At 42.1% G+C, this 19,005-nt stretch carries 21 protein-coding genes; 10 read left to right on the top strand and 11 right to left on the bottom strand.

Annotation, left to right across the window (positions count from 1 at the left end):
• Positions 1–139: 139 nt before the first annotated feature.
• Positions 140–1,555 (top strand): C45 family autoproteolytic acyltransferase/hydrolase, encoded by a 1,416-nt coding sequence (locus tag KXD93_RS29690; protein WP_258141190.1) that lies wholly within the window; start codon positions 140–142, stop codon positions 1,553–1,555.
• A gap of 29 nt (positions 1,556–1,584) precedes the next feature.
• On the opposite strand, the gene KXD93_RS29685 is transcribed toward KXD93_RS29690, so the two are convergent.
• The 3 genes from KXD93_RS29685 to KXD93_RS29675 form a co-directional block, all read right to left on the bottom strand.
• Complete coding sequence (locus KXD93_RS29685; RefSeq protein WP_258141189.1) at positions 1,585–1,863, bottom strand: Txe/YoeB family addiction module toxin; 279 nt, start codon at positions 1,861–1,863, stop codon at positions 1,585–1,587.
• Positions 1,864–1,882: 19 nt separating this feature from the next.
• Complete coding sequence (locus KXD93_RS29680) at positions 1,883–2,137, bottom strand: type II toxin-antitoxin system Phd/YefM family antitoxin (protein WP_258141188.1); 255 nt, start codon at positions 2,135–2,137, stop codon at positions 1,883–1,885.
• Positions 2,138–2,255: 118 nt separating this feature from the next.
• Positions 2,256–3,515 (bottom strand): prephenate dehydrogenase, encoded by a 1,260-nt coding sequence (locus KXD93_RS29675; RefSeq protein ID WP_258141187.1) that lies wholly within the window; start codon positions 3,513–3,515, stop codon positions 2,256–2,258.
• Between the two features lie 130 nt (positions 3,516–3,645).
• Here KXD93_RS29675 and KXD93_RS29670 point away from each other — a divergent pair, with 130 nt between their 5' ends.
• The 4 genes from KXD93_RS29670 to KXD93_RS29655 all read left to right on the top strand — a co-directional run bounded on the left by KXD93_RS29670 (position 3,646) and on the right by KXD93_RS29655 (position 6,177).
• Positions 3,646–4,365: a hypothetical protein gene (locus KXD93_RS29670; protein ID WP_258141186.1), complete on the top strand. Its 720-nt coding sequence runs from the start codon at positions 3,646–3,648 to the stop codon at positions 4,363–4,365.
• A gap of 12 nt (positions 4,366–4,377) precedes the next feature.
• Entirely contained in the window at positions 4,378–4,824 is a 447-nt protein-coding gene (locus KXD93_RS29665; RefSeq protein WP_258141185.1) for a hypothetical protein, read from the top strand.
• Between the two features lie 64 nt (positions 4,825–4,888).
• Positions 4,889–5,512 (top strand): hypothetical protein, encoded by a 624-nt coding sequence (locus KXD93_RS29660; RefSeq protein ID WP_258141184.1) that lies wholly within the window; start codon positions 4,889–4,891, stop codon positions 5,510–5,512.
• A 68-nt stretch (positions 5,513–5,580) separates the two neighbouring features.
• Positions 5,581–6,177, top strand: a complete 597-nt coding sequence (locus tag KXD93_RS29655; protein WP_258141183.1) for a pepsin/retropepsin-like aspartic protease family protein — start codon at positions 5,581–5,583, stop codon at positions 6,175–6,177.
• On the opposite strand, the gene KXD93_RS29650 is transcribed toward KXD93_RS29655, so the two are convergent.
• On the bottom strand, positions 6,164–7,312 hold the full coding sequence (locus KXD93_RS29650; RefSeq protein ID WP_258141182.1) for an acyltransferase family protein: 1,149 nt from the start codon (positions 7,310–7,312) through the stop codon (positions 6,164–6,166). The two genes, KXD93_RS29655 and KXD93_RS29650, sit on opposite strands and share 14 nt — an antisense overlap.
• Before the next feature lie 75 nt (positions 7,313–7,387).
• On the bottom strand, positions 7,388–8,806 hold the full coding sequence (locus tag KXD93_RS29645) for a S41 family peptidase (RefSeq protein WP_258141181.1): 1,419 nt from the start codon (positions 8,804–8,806) through the stop codon (positions 7,388–7,390).
• 152 nt (positions 8,807–8,958) lie between these two features.
• Between KXD93_RS29645 and KXD93_RS29640 the strand changes: the two genes are divergently transcribed.
• Positions 8,959–9,255 (top strand): hypothetical protein, encoded by a 297-nt coding sequence (locus KXD93_RS29640; protein WP_258141180.1) that lies wholly within the window; start codon positions 8,959–8,961, stop codon positions 9,253–9,255.
• A gap of 275 nt (positions 9,256–9,530) precedes the next feature.
• Here the strand turns inward: KXD93_RS29640 and rpsJ are convergent, their stop codons facing one another.
• From rpsJ to rpsL, 4 genes are all read right to left on the bottom strand, one after another.
• On the bottom strand, positions 9,531–9,836 hold the full coding sequence (rpsJ, locus tag KXD93_RS29635; RefSeq protein ID WP_022830652.1) for a 30S ribosomal protein S10: 306 nt from the start codon (positions 9,834–9,836) through the stop codon (positions 9,531–9,533).
• Between the two features lie 184 nt (positions 9,837–10,020).
• Positions 10,021–12,132: an elongation factor G gene (gene fusA / locus KXD93_RS29630; protein WP_258141179.1), complete on the bottom strand. Its 2,112-nt coding sequence runs from the start codon at positions 12,130–12,132 to the stop codon at positions 10,021–10,023.
• 145 nt (positions 12,133–12,277) lie between these two features.
• Positions 12,278–12,745, bottom strand: coding sequence for a 30S ribosomal protein S7 (rpsG, locus tag KXD93_RS29625; RefSeq protein WP_258141178.1), 468 nt, complete (start codon positions 12,743–12,745; stop codon positions 12,278–12,280).
• A 19-nt stretch (positions 12,746–12,764) separates the two neighbouring features.
• Entirely contained in the window at positions 12,765–13,178 is a 414-nt protein-coding gene (gene rpsL / locus KXD93_RS29620) for a 30S ribosomal protein S12 (protein ID WP_073405808.1), read from the bottom strand.
• 315 nt (positions 13,179–13,493) lie between these two features.
• Here rpsL and KXD93_RS29615 point away from each other — a divergent pair, with 315 nt between their 5' ends.
• Positions 13,494–13,943, top strand: a complete 450-nt coding sequence (locus KXD93_RS29615; protein ID WP_258141177.1) for a lipocalin family protein — start codon at positions 13,494–13,496, stop codon at positions 13,941–13,943.
• A gap of 148 nt (positions 13,944–14,091) precedes the next feature.
• Here the strand turns inward: KXD93_RS29615 and KXD93_RS29610 are convergent, their stop codons facing one another.
• Together KXD93_RS29610 and KXD93_RS29605 are read right to left on the bottom strand one after the other, a co-directional pair.
• A complete protein-coding gene (locus KXD93_RS29610) occupies positions 14,092–14,217 on the bottom strand; it encodes a hypothetical protein (protein ID WP_258141176.1) in 126 nt (41 codons plus the stop codon).
• Between the two features lie 267 nt (positions 14,218–14,484).
• A complete protein-coding gene (locus tag KXD93_RS29605; protein WP_258141175.1) occupies positions 14,485–15,327 on the bottom strand; it encodes an oxidoreductase in 843 nt (280 codons plus the stop codon).
• Between the two features lie 422 nt (positions 15,328–15,749).
• Between KXD93_RS29605 and KXD93_RS29600 the strand changes: the two genes are divergently transcribed.
• The 3 genes from KXD93_RS29600 (at position 15,750) to KXD93_RS29590 (ending at position 18,679) form a co-directional block, all read left to right on the top strand.
• Positions 15,750–16,274: a hypothetical protein gene (locus KXD93_RS29600; protein ID WP_258141174.1), complete on the top strand. Its 525-nt coding sequence runs from the start codon at positions 15,750–15,752 to the stop codon at positions 16,272–16,274.
• A 96-nt stretch (positions 16,275–16,370) separates the two neighbouring features.
• Complete coding sequence (locus KXD93_RS29595) at positions 16,371–16,913, top strand: hypothetical protein (protein WP_258141173.1); 543 nt, start codon at positions 16,371–16,373, stop codon at positions 16,911–16,913.
• 11 nt (positions 16,914–16,924) lie between these two features.
• Entirely contained in the window at positions 16,925–18,679 is a 1,755-nt protein-coding gene (locus KXD93_RS29590) for a DUF885 domain-containing protein (RefSeq protein WP_258141172.1), read from the top strand.
• Positions 18,680–19,005: the final 326 nt, after the last annotated feature.

The raw sequence follows: 19,005 nt of genomic DNA, 5'->3' as shown, positions 1-19,005 counted from the left end.
CGTGTTTTTGCCTGCGTTAATCAAAATCGAGCATACGAAAATAATTATCATAAATTACTTGCATAGATCATAGAAATCGAAGTTTTGAAAACTTCACAAGTTTTCTTAAATTCAGCCATCGCTAACTAACTGACTCAAAATGAAATCCACTTTAAAAATCCTTATTGCTATATTATTAGCAACCACACTTTTCAGCTGTAAAGAAACTCCTAAAAAACACGACCGCCTTGGCAGCGCCACCCGCGAAGACAAGAACGGCTGGATCTACCTGCACCTGGCCGGCTCACCTGCCGATATTGGTTATCAGCACGGCTTCCTTTCGGCAAAAGAAATAGATACCTTAATTAAGGTGCTGCAATATTACCTGCCAACCAGCAGCGGTAAAACCTGGGAATTTTATCGTGGCGCTTCCGCCAGGTTTTTATGGAAAAAAATTGATAAGGAATACCAGGATGAAATGAAGGGAATTGCCGAGGGCCTCCAGGCTAAAGGCTTTAAATATGATTCGCTTGATGTTACCGCGTTGAATGCTTATTATGAGCTTCCGGGATATTATGTGCCTACCTTAATGAACAAAATTAAACCCGGCAGCGGCGACAACCGGGCACCCGGCAATTGCAGCGCCTTTATCGCAACCGGCAGTTTTACAAAAGATCATAAAATTGTGATCGCCCATAATAACTGGACCGATTATATTGTCGGTGAACGCTGGAATGAAATAGTTGATATAAAACCTGAGAAAGGTTATGAAATATTAATGGACACCGGCCCGGGATTTATTCACAGCGGAGACGATTTTGTAGTAAGCAAAAGCGGTGTATTGATCACCGAAACTACCATAACTCAATTTAAAGGCTATGATACTACAAAAACAGCTGAATTTGTACGTGCCCGCAGGGCCGCCCAGTACGCCAACAGCATTGATGATTTTGTAAAAATTATGACAACCGACAACAATGGTGGCTATGCCAATGACTGGCTGATTGGTGACACCAAAACAAATGAGGTTGCGAAACTGGAACTCGGGCTCAAGAACTTTAAGGTATGGCGCTCGAAAGATACTGCTATCATTGGTTCAAATTTCGCTATCGACCCCAAACTGATCAAGGAAGAAACCACTTTTGATGTAAATGATAAAACTACCTCGCCAAATGCACGCAGGAAGCGTATGGAAAAATTAGTTTATACAGATTATAAAGGCAAACTGACTGACACTACCGGCAAAACCATTGAGGGAGATACTTATGATGCGTTAAACAACAAAAATGCGTATGACCGCTGTGTTATTGATGGCCACGTAGAAGAAGATCCTTTGGGATGCAGGGAATTTAATGAACCGGCTTTTTTCCCGATGGGCGCTGTGCAAGGGAAAGTAACTACCACCAATTTAGCCAATAAAATGCAGCTATGGGCACACATGGGACATCCGGGCGGTGCTGATTTCTTAGCAACACCGTTCTTCAAAAAACATCCGGAATATTTTAAAACCCAGGGTAAATATTTAAGGGATATGAAGGCATATCCTTGGACGTTGTTTGCAGCGGCAGGTAAATGATTTGACTGATGATATTGATGAAGTGCGGTTTACTTATCGCTGTAGTGAAACCGGCATTGAATAATAGAGCATTTTTGATCGAGGCCTTTTGTGCCTGAGATTTGATAGACCAACCAATGTTCTCCTGTTATTCTTCTCGACCAGAATCCTTTGAGCCCATGCTTTAAGGGTTCTGGTTTTCCTAAACCAACAAATGGTGTCTGCTTAATTGATTTGATCAGATCGCGAATTTTGCTAACCGTTTCCGGATCATTTTCTATCCAGTATTCGAAATCCTCCCACCCGTTTTTTGTAAACTCTGTATTCATCCCAACTCCTGTTCAAATCTCAATCAAAAGAGTAGGGAACCATGGTTCCGGAATTAAGCTGATCTATAGATTCCTCCAGTCTTTTCCGGTTCGCAGCCGTAGATAGCAGATGGGCGGTTTCGTTTAGGGAGTTGTATTCTTTTATCGAAATGATCACCACGGCGTCATCGTCGTTATTATTTCTGGGTATAACAATAACATCCTGCGAACGGCTTACTCCATCAAAGTAAGCCTTCATTTTTGTTCTTAAAGATGATATAGTGATCGCTTTCATTGTTTGTACTTTTAAATGTACCTTATAACGTACAAATCTACACTATTATTTTATAAATCTCATTTCGCTAGTCAGCATAATAAATTATGAAACCATTCAATCATAAATAATCATCGGTTTATTCAGTCATCAACCTTCTTATCAGTTCAGCGCTCTGTTTATTACCTTCTTCAAGCCTGCCCTGGAAAAAAGCTTGAACTTCATTAAACTGCTTCTTATAGCCCTGCATGTCGCCATGCCCGATAATTGACGACCATTCCCGCACCGCCGAATGGAATTCCAAATCGTCCCCGCGGATGGTTTTATCGTATAGAGCCGTCTCCAATGATTCTTCCAGCAACTCTTCGTTTTTAAACAAATATTCCGCAATGCCTAAACGCAGGCGGAATGGCGGGGTTTGGCAAATCAGGTTATCATAAGGATTTACGCCTAAATGGTACCATGCATCAACCATACTTAATATACTAAGGTGCGAGTTTGGCTTTTGCAGTTCGTGGTGTTGTGACAGTGAAAACTCCTTCATTACTTTATCACTCAGCATAATTGGTTTGCGGCTTTCATGAAACACAAAATCGCGGGCACGGTAAAGCCTTGATCTAAACTCCTCTTCCTCTTCCTTTATCATCAGCTTAAACAGTTCCGACTCGGATATGGCATAGCGCTTAACCTGCTGCCTTGCATAAGGGTTAAGAATAGCAAGCCCTGCATACACGTGTGCCTTATAGCTAAAGATGCGCAGCGTGGTCAGGATCTTTACATTATCAATGCCACCTATATACGATGCGTTTTCCCAGGGGAAAAATCCGGCTGCCTTCCATGCGGTGCCCATGCTTTCGAACCCAACATGGGTTACCGCTTGCGTATCGGCTACAATTTTATCGTGCTCATGGTAATCGGCCATTTCAACAATTTCAGAGCCTATGGCGGCAAACAGGTCCAGCATTCGCTGGTAGGCCTCGTCATCAGCACGGTGACGAATCAGTATGAGCGTTTGCCCCTTAGGCTTAAAGCCCGGCCCGTGCATCCCGTGAAAGGTAACGATCTGCGCATCGGCAGGCAGGTATTTTTCGAATGTCTCTATTTCCGGGGTTTTAACCGAAGTTTGGCCCGCTACTATAGCGCCATATTTAGTAGATGAGCCGCATTCAGCTACTACCTGCAACATCTTATCAGCCTCAACTGAATAGATGATCAGGTCACTGATTCGTGACACATCCATGCCGCTATCCATAATTTTTATATGGTATGGATCGAGCTCTTCTTCAAGCCGGGCGCGGTTTTCGGGCAGGTCGCAGCCGCATACCGGGTAGCCGGCATCGGCAAACGCCTTGGCGTATAACCGCCCCATATCACCTAAGCCAATAATGCCTATATTCATGCTGCTAATATAAGTATGAGTAGCAAAATTCCGTACTAAACCTTACATTCGCTTTTATAAAAGGGCCTTTTAAGACAATAAAAACCTTAAAAGACCTGTTTTGTTAATATTGTTGAACCAAATTTATACTATGAAGAACCTTTTTATTGTAAGATTATTCACCATTATAACGCTGATTTCCTTGGGAACTGCACCGGTCTTTTCTAAAGGCATTGAAGCTTTTACGCCTATAAATAAAGCCATTGTGCAAACGCCTGCTGTTAAACCTGCACCTGTACAGGTTAAACCACCACAGGTAAGAACTTTCAAATTTCGCAAGCCAACCAAGGAAGATACGATCCTTATGCGTGATAAATCAATAAGCGGACAGTACAAGTATCTTTTAATTAAAACATATCACGTCCAGGAACCTTTTATTACTTCATTTTATAAAAATTTAAAGGATACAATAAATGTTGAGCGCCGTAAACGGGAAGAAGCTGAAGCAAAGCTTGCCGCTCAAACAAAAACTGCTAACGACCTGCAAAGTAATGTAACTGAAAAAGAAAAATCGCTTGCACAATCAAATGCAAGGGTTAATTCTGTAAATTTTTTAGGAATTTACATCGATAAATCAGTTTACAACCTCATTATGTGGGGACTGGTGATTGTATTGGGCGCTACAGCTGCAGTAGTAATTTTACGTTCAGGCAGCCACAGCCGCGAAGCAAGGTACAGGATAAACTTATACAACGAGTTGGAAGAAGAGTTTAAAACCTACAAAGCGAAAGCCAACGAGAAGGAAAAGAAGCTTGCCCGCGAACTGCAAACCGAACGCAACAAGGTAGATGAACTAATGGGGAGATCATAATATCCACCTTGTATGAAGGCTTACCTGTTTGGATGGAACCCCGTTAAATGGGAATGGCGGGAATTGGATGATGATATCCAAAAACTTAAAACAACCGGTAAGCTGGAAGATAACTGGAGCGTAATCAGCCACAAAAGCATACAACCCGGCGACAGGGCCTATATGATACGGCTGGGTGTTGAGCCGAGAGGAATTTTCGCGTCGGGCTTTATAGCATCTGCACCGTACCCGGCGTATCGTAATGGCAGGCATTATTACCGCATTACAATTGCGCTTGATGTTTTACTCAACCCTGTTAAAGAGTCGATACTTAGTATGGATATTTTAAAAACCGGCAACCTTGCTGAGCAAAACTGGACGCCGCAAGCGTCAGGCATATCCATCAGGCCACAAATAGTTGATGAATTAGAGGGCGTTTGGCTCAATTTTTTGGGAACAAAGGACGAATTTAATCTTTAAGTAGTTGGTAAACCGATCCTTCCTCTTGTAACAAAACGTCGGATTGCTTAATCAAAGCAATACTATGATCTCAAAATATCACTTATTCCTTATCGCCATAGTTGCGGGTATTGCCGGCTGCACCAGACCTTCAAACAATCCAGGCTCCGTTAAAAAGTTAAAAGATCTGCTGGATAAAAACGAATATTTTAAGCTTGATGCAAAATTCAAGTTATTGGCCGATAGCCTCGACGATAGTAATCGATTATATTTCAAATCATATCTCGATAATGTCTTTAATCGCAATGAAGAATGCATAAAGGATGTTGACTCCCTTTTAAAACAAACGAGTTCTCAATTTCCTGATTCAATAAAATCCAATTTAAAACAGCTGCAGGGCGATAGCTTTTTTAAGACCTATCAATATGCAAAGGCTGCACAATGTGATAGCAACATACTAAAACTTTACAAACATGCCCTCCGCAAGGATGTTATCGACGACATTAATAATGATCTGCTGATCCGTAATGCACTTAAAAATATACCAGCGCAGCAAACGATTATAAAAAGCAATACTACCATACCCTGGAAGAAGGACAAGATCGGCCTTATCGAAATACCATTTAAAACCAATTCGCAAACATTTGAAGGTATCTTTGATACAAGGGCCAATATTTCGTCTATTACCCAAACTTATGCTAAAAGTTAGGCCTGCATATCCTTGATGTTTCATACAACGAGGGGAGCGGCGCAACCGGCATCCAGTTTAAAACCGGCATGGGAATAGCTGATAGCCTGCGCATTGGCGACGTGCTGGTGAAGAATGTAGTTTTCCAGGTGATGCCCGACAGTATCCTTTATATCGCACCTATAAAATTCCAGCTGAATATAATTATTGGCTTCCCGGTTATCGAGCAATTGCAGGAAGTTCATATTTTCCACAATGGAAATATGACTATTCCGCTAACTCCGGTCAAAAGCGATTTGCATAATTTTGCCCTTGACGGGCTTGACCCGGTTATCGCTTTAAAATCCGGTAACGACACTTTAGATTTTCATTTTGATTCCGGCGCCAGTTCATCTACGCTTTATGCTGCTTACTTCCAAAAGTATAAAGCCAAGATTATAAAAAGCGCGGTTAAAAAAACAGTTGGGTTTGGCGGAGCTGGTGGTGCACAAAAGAAGGAGGTTTACATACTTCCAAAATTCAACCTGGCTGTTGGGAACAAAAGTGTAAATGTTGATAGCATGAGCATCCTCACAAAGCCAATCACTCCCGGCGAAAGGTTTTACGGTAACATAGGCCAGGATTTTACAAATAAGTTCAACGAAATAATATACAATTTCAAGTATATGTATTTCAAAGGGATTTAGGTTTCCCTCCGGGTTCGTATTTATACTTGATCTTTAAAAATCTCATTTCGACAAAATAATAAGATGCAAAGGCAATCATAAAAAGCGATGCCAGCTTAATAAGTATTAGCACGGCAGGTAAGGTAGTGTGCAAATGAGTTACCCATTGGAGGCGAAACCTATTCCCTATAAATAATTGCTGCCATAGGTATAAGCTATAGGATATCACCCCGATTTTAACCAAAACCTGGCTTCCTAAAACTGCCGACAGTAAATTACGCTTACCCAGGTTAAGCAGAATTACCCAGCCAATAAGTATCGCCGACAAGTATTCCGATGCATATTTGGTGTAAAAGGTAAAGGATGTGGAACTGATGGTTATCGCAATAATTAAAAGGATAAAACTTAACAGGTAATTCCCCCCCTGCTTTTTAATTTTTATAACTCCTTTAAATAACAAAACAGCAAACAGCGATCCGATCAAAATTATAAACGGTCCTTTCCAAAAGGTGTACATCGTGATTTTAGTAATCATTTGTATAAAATGATTGCTAAATAAAAAATCAGCATGGTAATATCCCATGATCGATATTAATGGCATCACCAGCACTATCGAACCGATAATCACCAGGTAGCGGTTAACATTTAAGGTTAACAGGAAGGGAAAGATAAGATAGAACTGCACCTCAGCCGCCAGCGACCAAAAATGCCCCATGTATGGTTCCTCCCAATAGGGCAGATTTTTATAAAACAGGAATGAAGCAATAAAATCTGAAGCGGAAACCCCGTATTTAAAAAACAGGGCCAGGATGATCATGACTATCAAAAACAGGTACGCCGCGGGTATTATCCTAAAGGCTCGCCGGATGTAAAAGCGCTTCAACGAGACTCGTCCATATATTACCCTCTCCTTTAACAAAAGGGTTGTGATCAAAAACCCGCTGATCACAAAGAAAATATCAACCCCCATATCGCCATTGATGAGGATATGAAATGGCCTTAAAAAACGATTCGCGCCGAAATGATAAAGGATTACCATCATTACAGCTACGCCTCTAAGCCCGTCAAGCGCAGGAAAATACGAACCCCGCACTATCTCAGGAATAGTGGTTATTTCGGCAAATAATTTTTCCTTGTGACGTTGTAAGTATCCCACTGCCAGTAATTGACCCGCAAAGTAAACTTACAAAATCAATCCCGCAACAACTCCGGTGCAGGAATTCTCCCTGACTTACAATTTCTTCGCGAATTCAAGCACCTCGTCAGCCGGAGTTAAGGGGGCACCGTGGATTGTGTAAGCAGGTAAAACCGGGTGAGGATCTTTAGCATCGCCGTTTGCCCGTACAAATTGCTTTACCGAGGTGGTAAATGTAAAACCTGTATTCGGAAGCTTTATGGTGATCAGCTCGCCATAATCGTTTGCCGGTTCACCCGAAGGCTCTCCCACAAGCGTTGCCAGTTTATAGTCCTGTATGGTGTTAGCCAGCATATTGGCGCTCGAAAAAGTTCTGGACCCAATGAGCACAATAACCTTACCTTTATAAAACAGGTCGTTCTTTGCCGGTTTTTGCGGGGCAACCCCGTCATCTTCCAGAACGGATCCGTTTGCCTTGCTGAAGTAATAATCCATTTGCTTAGCCGCATCGCCATTCGAACGCTTATTCAGCTCATCCTTATATTCCTGGCTTACCTTCCATTTTACGCCGCCGGTCATGCGGAAGGGTCTATCGGTGATATAGCCTAACAGCATTGCGCCTAATGCGGAGTTGCCGCCACCATTTCGCCTTAGATCGATAATCAATGAAGCTGGTTTAGTTTGCTTGATGGAGGTAAATACCGAATCAAGAAAATGTTTAAACTTAGCGGTGTCGGCTGTAAGGGAATTGATACCAAGATATGCTTTATTACCCTCAAGGTAATTAAACGCAAGATCAGCGGTAACCGGCGCCTTAGGCAGTTTGCCGGCCTTAGCCTTCAGATGGCCTACGTAATCGGGAAACGAAACTGCCTTTAAGCTTGTGCTGTCAAGTTTGCCTCCCCTGGTATAGGTGATATGATAAGGGCCATGAATATTATACATTTCGAGGTAAGGGATCATATTACGGCAAATATCATTACTGCGCCATAGCTTAAGCCCGCCGGTATTTGAGCTTAACAGATCCACCAGTCTTGACGAACTTATACCATTGATGCTGATTATCTTATCACCCGTTAAAAGAACATCCTCCGCGGAACCATCAGCCCGGACTATAAAATACTGCCCGTCAAACTCACTGATCAATACCGGGAACAAAATATTCCTGCCGGCCTTAAGCGTAGCTGTTAAATTTTCCGGAAAATTAAGGCTGCTATGTCCCTCATTAAGCGCCCCGATCAGGCGACCTATTAATGGCCATGCTTGTTTTGCCGTCATGCCATCGTGCAGGTTTGCCAGCACGCTATCCGTTAGTTTTTTATATTGATTTGGGGTGATGCTATGGTACATGTTCGGATGTACATCTGTTATGCTATGTACGAGATAGCTTACATCATCGGAAAGTTCTTTTTTTGAATACTGTTTTTCCTTTGGCACAGTATCAATAGCTGACGCCGTTGCTAATTCAACGCTAAAAATAAATGATAAGAGTAAAAAGGTTATAAGGTACTTCATGATGCTAAGACGATTGAACGTAATTATTGGTTGCATGGAATGTGACTGAAAGAAGCTTTTTTTGCAAAAATATACCTGGGCGTGCCTTTAACCGCCATTTATTGAAACAAGTTATAGTTATCCGTGTATTACCTTGTATATAAATACAACACATGGTTATTATAAAAACAGGAACAGATATTACCAACGAACGTGAGCTGGAAATAGTTAACGAAAAAGGCGATTGGGCAAATGGCAGCTACCATTTATTTGCAGCAAGATTTATGAACAAGGACAGCGAAGTTGTACCTGAGCCGCATGACATAAAAGGCACCAGCTTTTTAGGCGAAATAATTGTAGATAAGGACAAAGAATACTGGGAATATAAAGGTGATAAATTAAACAGCGACGAACAGAAACAGGTTGCTGAATTTATTTTGGATTACCAGGCACCGGATGGGGTTTATTGAAAGATTTTGCGTGGACGGTGCAGATGAATACTTTCTTCATCCATAACAAACTCGTCCTTGCGAGGAACGAAGCAACCTCTACGCATGCAAATCAACGAAGCAAAAATTTTGTGGCAACCTATTAGCCACATTCAGGTCACCATAAACACTAGAATCCTTGAATGTCCTGCGTAGAGGTTGCTTCGTTCCTCGCAATGACGCATGGTTTATAACCAATCAAAAAAGGCCACTCTTTACAGAATGGCCTCTCTAAAATATCTGATCTTCCGGTACTATCACACCTTGATCTCAACTTCAACACCGCTTGGCAATTCAAGCTTCATTAAAGCATCAACAGTTTTTGAGTTTGAACTGTAGATATCCAATAAGCGTTTGTATGAGCATAATTGAAATTGCTCACGTGCCTTTTTGTTTACGTGCGGTGAACGCAATACCGTGAAAATTTTCTTTTCAGTTGGTAATGGAAGCGGTCCGCTTACTACAGCGCCTGTCGGCTTTACTGTCTTTACGATCTTTTCAGCTGATTTATCAACCAGGTTGTAATCGTACGATTTTAATTTGATTCTGATCCTTTGGCTCATTTTGTTTTTTTGTTATGATGATTTCACCGATTTACTGATGATTTCACCGATTTGTTTGATTGTCCCTCCTAAGAGCTATTTGTTAGGATTGACGTTATTATTATTTATGATTACACCGATTCTTTGGAAGATTACACTGATTAAAATCGGTGAAATCATTTTACAATCGGTGTAATCAATTTAATTACGCGTTAGCAGCAGCTTTCTTGCCTCTTGCTTTGGCAACTACTTCTTCCTGTACGTTACGTGGCGCTTCAGCATAGTGATCAAACTCCATGGTTGAAGTAGCACGACCTGAAGTGATGGTACGTAACTGGGTTACATAACCAAACATTTCTGAAAGTGGTACAGTAGCCTTAATTACCTGTGCACCTGCACGTGAATCCATACCTAACAGTTGGCCACGACGACGGTTCATGTCACCGATAACGTCACCCATGTTTTCTTCAGGGGTTAAGATCTCGATCTTCATGATTGGCTCAAGCAATACCGGTTTACATTTTGGCAATGCCTCACGGTAAGCCATCTTAGCAGCTAACTCGAAAGATAGCGCATCCGAATCGACTGCGTGGAATGAACCATCAATCAAACGAACCTTTAAGCTGGTTAACGGATAACCTGCCAATACACCATTTGCCATTGAAGCAGCAAAGCCTTTTTCAACAGATGGAATAAACTCACGTGGAATTGAACCACCTGAAATTTCATTCACAAACTGTAAGCCTTCCTTACCTTCGTCATTCGGCGAAAGAACAACCTGGATATCGGCAAATTTACCACGACCACCGGTTTGTTTCTTGTATGTTTCACGGTGCTGTACAGTACCGGTTATAGCTTCCTTGTATGCAACTTGCGGAGCACCCTGGTTAACTTCCACTTTAAACTCACGTTTTAAGCGGTCCATGATGATATCTAAGTGAAGCTCGCCCATACCTGAAATTACAGTCTGGCCGGTTTCTTCGTCAGAATTTACACGGAATGTAGGATCCTCTTCAGATAATTTACCTAAAGCCATACCTAATTTATCTACGTCGGCCTGAGTTTTAGGCTCAATAGCTAAACCGATAACCGGCTCAGGGAAGTTCATCGATTCAAGAACGATCGGGTGTTTCTCGTCACAAAGGGTATCACCTGTTTTAATATCCTTAAAGCCGACTACCGCAGCAATATCACCTGCACCTACGTTAGGGATAGGGTTTTGCTTGTTAGCATGCATCTGGAAGATACGGCTGATACGCTCTTTGTTACCTGAACGCATGTTGTGGATATATGAACCAGCTTCAAGGTTACCTGAGTAAACGCGGATAAAGCACAAACGACCTACGAAAGGATCGGTTGCAATTTTAAACGCCAATGCAGCAAATGGTTCTTTTTCTGATGGCTGACGAACAATTTCTTCGCCTGTATCAGGGTTTGTACCAACAATACCTTCAACGTCCATAGGTGAAGGAAGTAATTCCATCACATAGTCAAGCATGGTTTGTACACCTTTGTTTTTGAACGATGAACCGCAAACCATAGGAACGATCTTAGCATCCAATACTGCCTTACGTAAAGCGTCAAGCACTTCGCGCTCAGTGATGGTATCAGGAGCATCGAAGAATTTCTCCATCAGGCTCTCATCATAATCAGCTACTGATTCAAGAAGTTTTTCTCTCCACTCAGTTGCTTCTTCGATCATATCCTCAGGGATAGGCACTTCTGTAAAGGTCATCCCTTTATCGTGCTCATTCCAAACAATACCCTTCCAGTTAATTAAATCAACAACACCTTTAAAGTTCTCTTCTGCACCAATTGGTAACTGAAGCGGAACAGCGTTGCTGCCTAACATGCTTTTTACCTGTTTTACAACATTTAAAAAGTCGGCACCGCTACGGTCCATTTTGTTAACGAAACCTATACGGGCAACATTGTAGTTATTTGCAAGCCTCCAGTTGGTTTCTGATTGCGGCTCAACACCATCAACGGCAGAAAATAAGAACACCAAACCATCCAGTACACGTAATGAACGATTCACCTCAACGGTGAAATCCACGTGTCCCGGGGTATCAATAATGTTGATGTGGTATTGGTGGCCACGATATTTCCAGTCGATAGTAGTAGCAGCTGAAGTGATAGTGATACCACGCTCCTGCTCCTGTGCCATCCAGTCCATTGTAGCTGCACCTTCGTGAACTTCGCCAATTTTGTGGCTAAATCCAGAGTAGTACAGGATACGCTCTGTAGTTGTGGTTTTACCGGCATCGATGTGAGCGGCAATACCTATATTTCTTGTATATCTTAGATCTCTTGACATATTAATTTTTGAATTAGTGAATTAGTGAGTTAGTGAGTTTTATATGCACTAAACACTAATTGTCTGAATGAAAGAGCGAAGTAACGAATCATTGATTAGCAAAATGTTACCAAATCACTAATTCACCAATTCACTCAATCACTAATTAGAAACGGAAGTGTGAGAACGCCTTGTTAGCCTCAGCCATTTTGTGCGTATCTTCTTTCTTCTTCACTGCTGCGCCTTCACCTTTAGCTGCTGAGATGATCTCACCTGCTAATTTCTCCATCATGGTTTTTTCACCACGACGACGGGCATAGCTGATCAGCCATTTCATGCCTAAAGCTACTTTACGCTCAGGACGAACTTCTGTAGGCACCTGGAAGTTAGCACCACCAACACGACGGCTTTTTACTTCAACAGCAGGCATTACATTGTTCAGTGCTTTTTTCCATGTATCTAAACCGCTTTCGTTGGTTTTCTTTTCAACAATATCAACAGCGTTATAGAATATAGCATATGCGGTTGATTTCTTACCGTCATACATCATGTTATTTACAAACCTGGTTACCAGAACATCATTGAATCTTGGATCAGGAAGAAGGATTCTTTTTTTTGGTTTTGACTTTCTCATTATTACTATCCTCCTTTAATTATTTCTTTTTACCTTTTGTTGGCGCTGCTGCTACTTGACCCGGTTTAGGGCGTTTAGTTCCGTATTTTGAACGGCGTTGGTTACGGCCGGCTACACCTGATGTATCTAATGCACCACGGATGATGTGGTAACGTACACCTGGTAAATCCTTAACACGACCACCACGGATCAAAACAATAGAGTGTTCCTGTAAATTGTGACCTTCACCAGGGATATAAGCGTTAACTTCTTTTCCGTTGGTAAGGCGCACACGGGCCACTTTACGCATTGCTGAGTTTGGTTTTTTAGGGGTAGTGGTATACACGCGTGTGCATACGCCTCTTCGCTGTGGACAGCTGTCCAACGCTGGTGACTTACTCTTGTCAACCAGAGCTACTCTACCTTTTCTAACTAATTGTTGAATAGTAGGCATTCTTCCTTTTTTTGTTTTATTTGTTTTTAATCCCCTGCCAGCCAATTGACGGGCAGTTTTTCGGGACTGCAAAAGTACGGACTTATTTTTTGATTTTCAAGTGGTTATTGAAAAAAGTTTGTTGTAAAAGTTGTAGCGGTTGAAAGGGTTGTAAATGTTGGAGGTGTTGAAAGGTTGACGGTTTGATTGTTGAATGGTTGTGATGCCGAAAAATTGATCAGTTGTCTGGAAGTTGATTTACTGTTTTTGCGAAATTAATTTTCGATATTTCGCGGCTTTTTGACAAAAAAATTAAATTAATATTATTTTAGCTACATGAAAAAAATCCTACTTATCGCAGTTACCGCATTAATAATTGTTGGCTGCTCCAAAAAGAACTCACCCACACCTCCGATTGAACTGAAAGTTGCCATTGTAGGCACATGGACCGCTAAAGCAGACACCGAAATAATAACAAAAGACGGCGCTGCCTGGCACACTTACGCTATCCCCGGTTATATCTCGCTCACATTTAAAAATGACGGAACGGGCACCAAAGTGTGGAGCGACGGCCCGCGTACCTTCACCTACACTATTAGTGATAACAAGATAACCTTCAACTTTGCAGAAATTGATAATCCTGATGGTTCTATTGCTACTGCCTTTAGTGAAAGCCTGGATGTTAAGACCATTACCAGTACCCGCCTGGTAATGATTTACCAGGACGATATAACGCAGGACGGCAGTTTGTACCATACAACGGAAACACAGCAATTTAGTAAGTAAACTGTGTATTAATTAAACCCAGGTACAGGCTGTTGTAAACCAATGGCCTGTGCTCCTATAGCCGGCCAACCCAATCCTCAAAAACAGAAAAGCCCTAACTTTCGTCGGGGCTTTCCACACAAACTCACTTATCCAACCAAAATCTTTTTTAATAACCGTGGTAATGATGATGATAGCCATGGTGGTATCCACCGCCACCTTCAACATAACAACCTGTACTTAAAGTAACTATAGCGCTTATTAATAATGCAAATGCAACAAATGTCTTTTTCATGATATTAAGTTTTTAATGTCGACACCCAAACTGCGGGTGTTTGTATGTTCGACAGCTTTAAAATGAAAAGGATTAATTGTATGCGGATTATTTCCTAACGTCATTGCGAGGAACGAAGCAAACTCTAAACTATACAGATCCCGGAGGGAAACAATGTGGCAACCGATCAGCGGCCGTAAGGTCTCAGCATATTAAAGGTCCGTGATTGTCCTATGTAGAGTTTGCTTCGTTCCTCGCAATGACGCCCTATTAGTGACTAATGACTATTTATTCTCCTTCAGGAAAATCAGCGCCTTCGGTAACATCTGCCCAGGCGTCAAAATCCTTCTTCAGAACCTCAAGCTTGTTGCGGGCGCCTTTTAGTGCGGCTTTACCAAGCAACAGGTGCAATGGTGGGTTCTCCGTTTCAACAGCCTTTACTATTGCTTTAGCTGCGCGTTCCGGGTCGCCGGGTTGTTTGCCGCTGTAGCCGCGGATATTGTTTTTGTTTGCTTCCGCAGTTGCTTTGTAATCGTCTATAACTATTTTGCTGTTATTGGCTGATCTTCCTGCCCAGTCGGTGCGGAAACCGCTTGGACAAATTACCGTAACATGGATGCCAAGTGGTGCAAGCTCTTTTGATAGGGCATCAGAATAACCGTCGACAGCAAACTTGGTCGCGTTATAAAAACCAACTGCAGGGAAGCCAACAAGGCCACCGATAGAGGCTACATTTAAAATATGCCCGCTGCGCTGTTTCCTTAATGTTGGCAATACAGCTTTGGTTACCGCTGCCAATCCCCAGAAATTGATCTCGAACATACGGCGAACCTCATCTTCTTCGCTTTCCTCAATCGCACCAAAATAACCGATGCCGGCATTGTTTACCAGTACATCGATTTGTCCGAAATGCTTTAAAGCTGTTTCAACGGCTGCTTTAATTTCATCTTCTTTGGTAACGTCAAGAGCCAGGGCGATTGCATTGTCCGGATAATCCCTGGTAAGATCTTCCACATCGCTAATCTTACGCGATGTTACTACTGCCTTATAGCCCGCTGTTAAAACTTCTTTGGCCAGTTCGCGGCCGAACCCGGTGGAGCACCCGGTTATAAACCAAACTTTGTTTTTCATAAATAGACGTTTTTGAGTTGATGAATTGTCCACCCGGGTTTAAATAGCCGGGTGGACAATTACAGGTAGACTTTCTACCGGCAAAATAACAGTTAACAAAAGGAATGTTTGTCAGGGGAGTTTAATATTGGAAAGTATTTTTTTTGCGGGATGGAATGCTGGTAAAAATGCTCCCTCTCGTCAAGACCGAATGTAAACTCAAATCAGGATTAATCAGTAATTTTAAGGAATTCAAAAAATGAAACATACAGATAATGAGTATGTTTCATAGTGTTCCGGGTGTTCCACTTACAAAAATGGAACGCTGTGCCGGCGTGCTACCCGCCCCTTAGCCGGCAGCAACGGAGGAGCAAAAGCAAACACAATGTACCAATGAACTAATGAACCATTTTCAATATCTTTGATAATCAACCCAAAACCAAATGAGAAGATTAATCCTGCTCCTGACCATCCTGCTGATCGTGGTGATGAACTTTAACACATCAGCCCAAATTATCACCAAATACGGCGATAATGTAAGCACGTTAGATGGTATTATAAAAGCCTACTACGATGTGGTTACCGTTAAAAAGGGCGGCAAGGTGTTTTTTGAGCGCGATAGCCTGATCCATTGGCCGGGCGTGCTGGTTGGCGCCGTTTCCGTTTCAAAAAGCGGGAAGCCTGCAATGCATTACCTTACTCTCAAGGAATACCACCGGTTGTCTGATGCATCATTAGAAAAGGACGGCTTTGATGAACGGGAAATCTCGCGCAAGGTTGAAAAATTCGGCGCCATTTACCATGTTTGGAGCACCTATGAATCGCGTAATGAAGCGGGCGGACCAATAATTGAACGCGGCATCAACAGTATCGAATTGTTTTATGATGGCACGCGCTTCTGGATCATGGGCTGGATCTATGACGGAGAGAGGAAAAACAACCCAATCCCGGCAGAGTATCTGAACTAAGCATTGGTCGTTGAACGTGCTTAACCTTTCTCCAAATAAATAATGATTGAAGAAATTTTTCCTATTTTAACCACCTCTTGATAACTTATCTTAAAAATGAAATCCACATTATTCAAATCTCTTTTACTTATACTATTTATCCCGGTTTGCCTTAAGGCACAAATAAAGCTGGAGAAAAAAGGCTTTTTAGATAATAAAATCGAACTGTCTGTCCCTGCAGATTTTAAGCCGATGTCCGCCGAAATGCTTGATAAAAAGTATCCCAATCGAAATCAAAAACCTAATTTGGTATTAACAGATGAGGATGCCGAAGTAAATATTGTAATAAGCCTGATCCCCCAGCCTATTAAACCGGAGCAGATCGGTGCATTTAAAGATTTTCAGATCAATTCATTAAAAAAAATGCATCCTGACGCTAAATGGATGAATGACGGAGTTAGAGCAATTAACGGTAAAAACGTTGGCTATTTTAAATTCATTAGTAACGCCGTGGATCAAACAGTTTTTAACTACTACTTTTTTACCGACCTTGACGGCAAGGTACTATTGCTAAGCTTTAACTGCACGGAAAAGCTACTTCCTAAATGGAAGGAAACGGCCGAATCAATCGTATCGTCGTTAAAAGTAACGGCCAATTAATTATCTAACGCATGAAAAAACTCCTTATACTCATTCCGTTCGTCGCACTATTCAGCTGCGAACAAAAGACACAGCCGGCGGCGCCGACGGTATCCGGCGATGCCACATTTCAAAAACTGGCTGACAATTACCTGTCGGGATACCTGGCATGGCGACCGGCGACGGGTGTGGCTTTGGGCTATCACCAATATGATGGTAAAGTAACAAATTTGAGTAAAGAATCGCTGGGTAAGGAGCTGGGCCGGCTAAAGGATTTTGACCAGCAAATGAGTGCGACCGATACCACATCGTTAAGCACAAAACAGTTTTACGATTTCCGCATTTTACGGTCGGCCATAAAGAATGAGATCTTCAATTTTGAGGATATGGGCACGTACGATAAAAACCCAATGACCTACGCCGGGGCTGTTGACGTTAGCATTTATGTAAAACGCAACTTCGCCCCCCTTGAAGATCGGCTAAAATCAATCATCGCCATCGAAAAAAATGCCCCCAATGTATTTGCAGCAGCGAGAATTAATCTTAAAGATTCGCTTGCCAAACCTTATATCGAGACGGCTATAGAAATAGCACATGGGTCGACAGATTTTTTAGGCGGCGATTTGAAGGTGGCTTTAAAAGACGTAAAGAACGATTCGCTGATGAAGGTGTTCAATACAGTTAACAAAAATGCCATCGACGCTATTAACAGCTATGCTGCATGGCTCCAGAAGGTAAAATTGCCAAAGGCAACCAATAAATACGCTATTGGCGAGGCCAGCTATAAAAAGATGCTGCTTTACAGCGAGGGCATTACTTTAACACCTGAAAAGATTCTTGCCATCGGCCTTGCTGAGTTAAAAAAGGAACAGGTAGTATTTAACGCTGCTGCAAAAACTATCGATCCCAACAAAAAACCGATAGAAGTATATCATGATCTGCAAAAGGAACACCCAACTGCCGAAAACCTTATTCCGGAGGCAAGGAAAAACGTAGAAGCGATCCGCCAATTCCTCACCGATAAAAACATTGTATCGATGCCTGGAAAAATTAACTTAAAAGTTGAGGAAACCCCGCAATTTGCCCGGGCAACCAGCACGGCATCAAACGATGATCCGGGCCCGTTTGAAACTAAAGCTACCGAAGCATTTTATTACATCACCCCTGTCGATCCGAAATGGACACCAAAACAAAAGGAAGACTGGCTGCGTCAATTTGATTATTACACAACTGATAATATCACTATTCACGAAGCATATCCAGGTCATTATACCCAGTTTTTACATCTGAATGCGTCTTCGGCTACAAGGGTTGAGAAAATTTTCAACAGCTATGCCTACGTAGAGGGATGGGCACATTACTGCGAAAAAATGATGGCAGATGCCGGTTATGGCCACAACGGCGATACGGTTAAGGCGGCCAAATACAGGCTTACCCAATCGGGCGATGCATTATTACGTTTATGCCGTTTATGCGTATCTATAAAAACCCATTGCCAGGGAATGAACGTGGATGACGCCACCAAATTTTTCATGGACAACTGGTACCAGGGCGATAAGCCATCCCGTCAGGAGGCACTGCGCGGCACTTTTGATCCGGGTTATTTATTTTATACGATTGGGAAACTGGAGATCCTGAAGCTACGTGCTGATTATGAAAAGCAGGAAGGGTCAAATTTCTCTCTCAAAAAGTTCCATGACGAGGTACTAGACCATGGAATGCCACAAATACGGCTATTGAGAGAAGTTATGCTGAAAGATAAAAATACCTGGGGTGATGTAATGTAAGTTTTTTGATTGCACCGATTTGAGGAAGTGATTACACCGATTGTTGATAGGATTAATCCCTCCTTATCAATCGGTGTAATCATACTCCAATCAGTGTAATCCCATCTTAATGAGCCCCCGGCGGCGGCGGTGGTGGTTTTAAATGGCGTGGCGGATCACAGCTTGTGCTTATTATTGCGCACGCTGCGGTAGGTAAAATCATAGTTATAACTCTCTTTTTCATAGTGGTAGATTTTTTAGATATAACCGCTATGAATTGGAAATTGTTTTGGCATTAATGGCAGGATACAACCGGTGAGACAAGTACTTATTCCTTCCAGATTCCG

The sequence above is a fragment of the Mucilaginibacter phenanthrenivorans genome, from assembly GCF_024721155.1.
Lineage (GTDB): Bacteria > Bacteroidota > Bacteroidia > Sphingobacteriales > Sphingobacteriaceae > Mucilaginibacter > Mucilaginibacter phenanthrenivorans.
The sequence above is the reverse complement of the archived record's forward strand: the minus strand, read 5'-3'. Positions and strand labels throughout refer to the sequence as shown.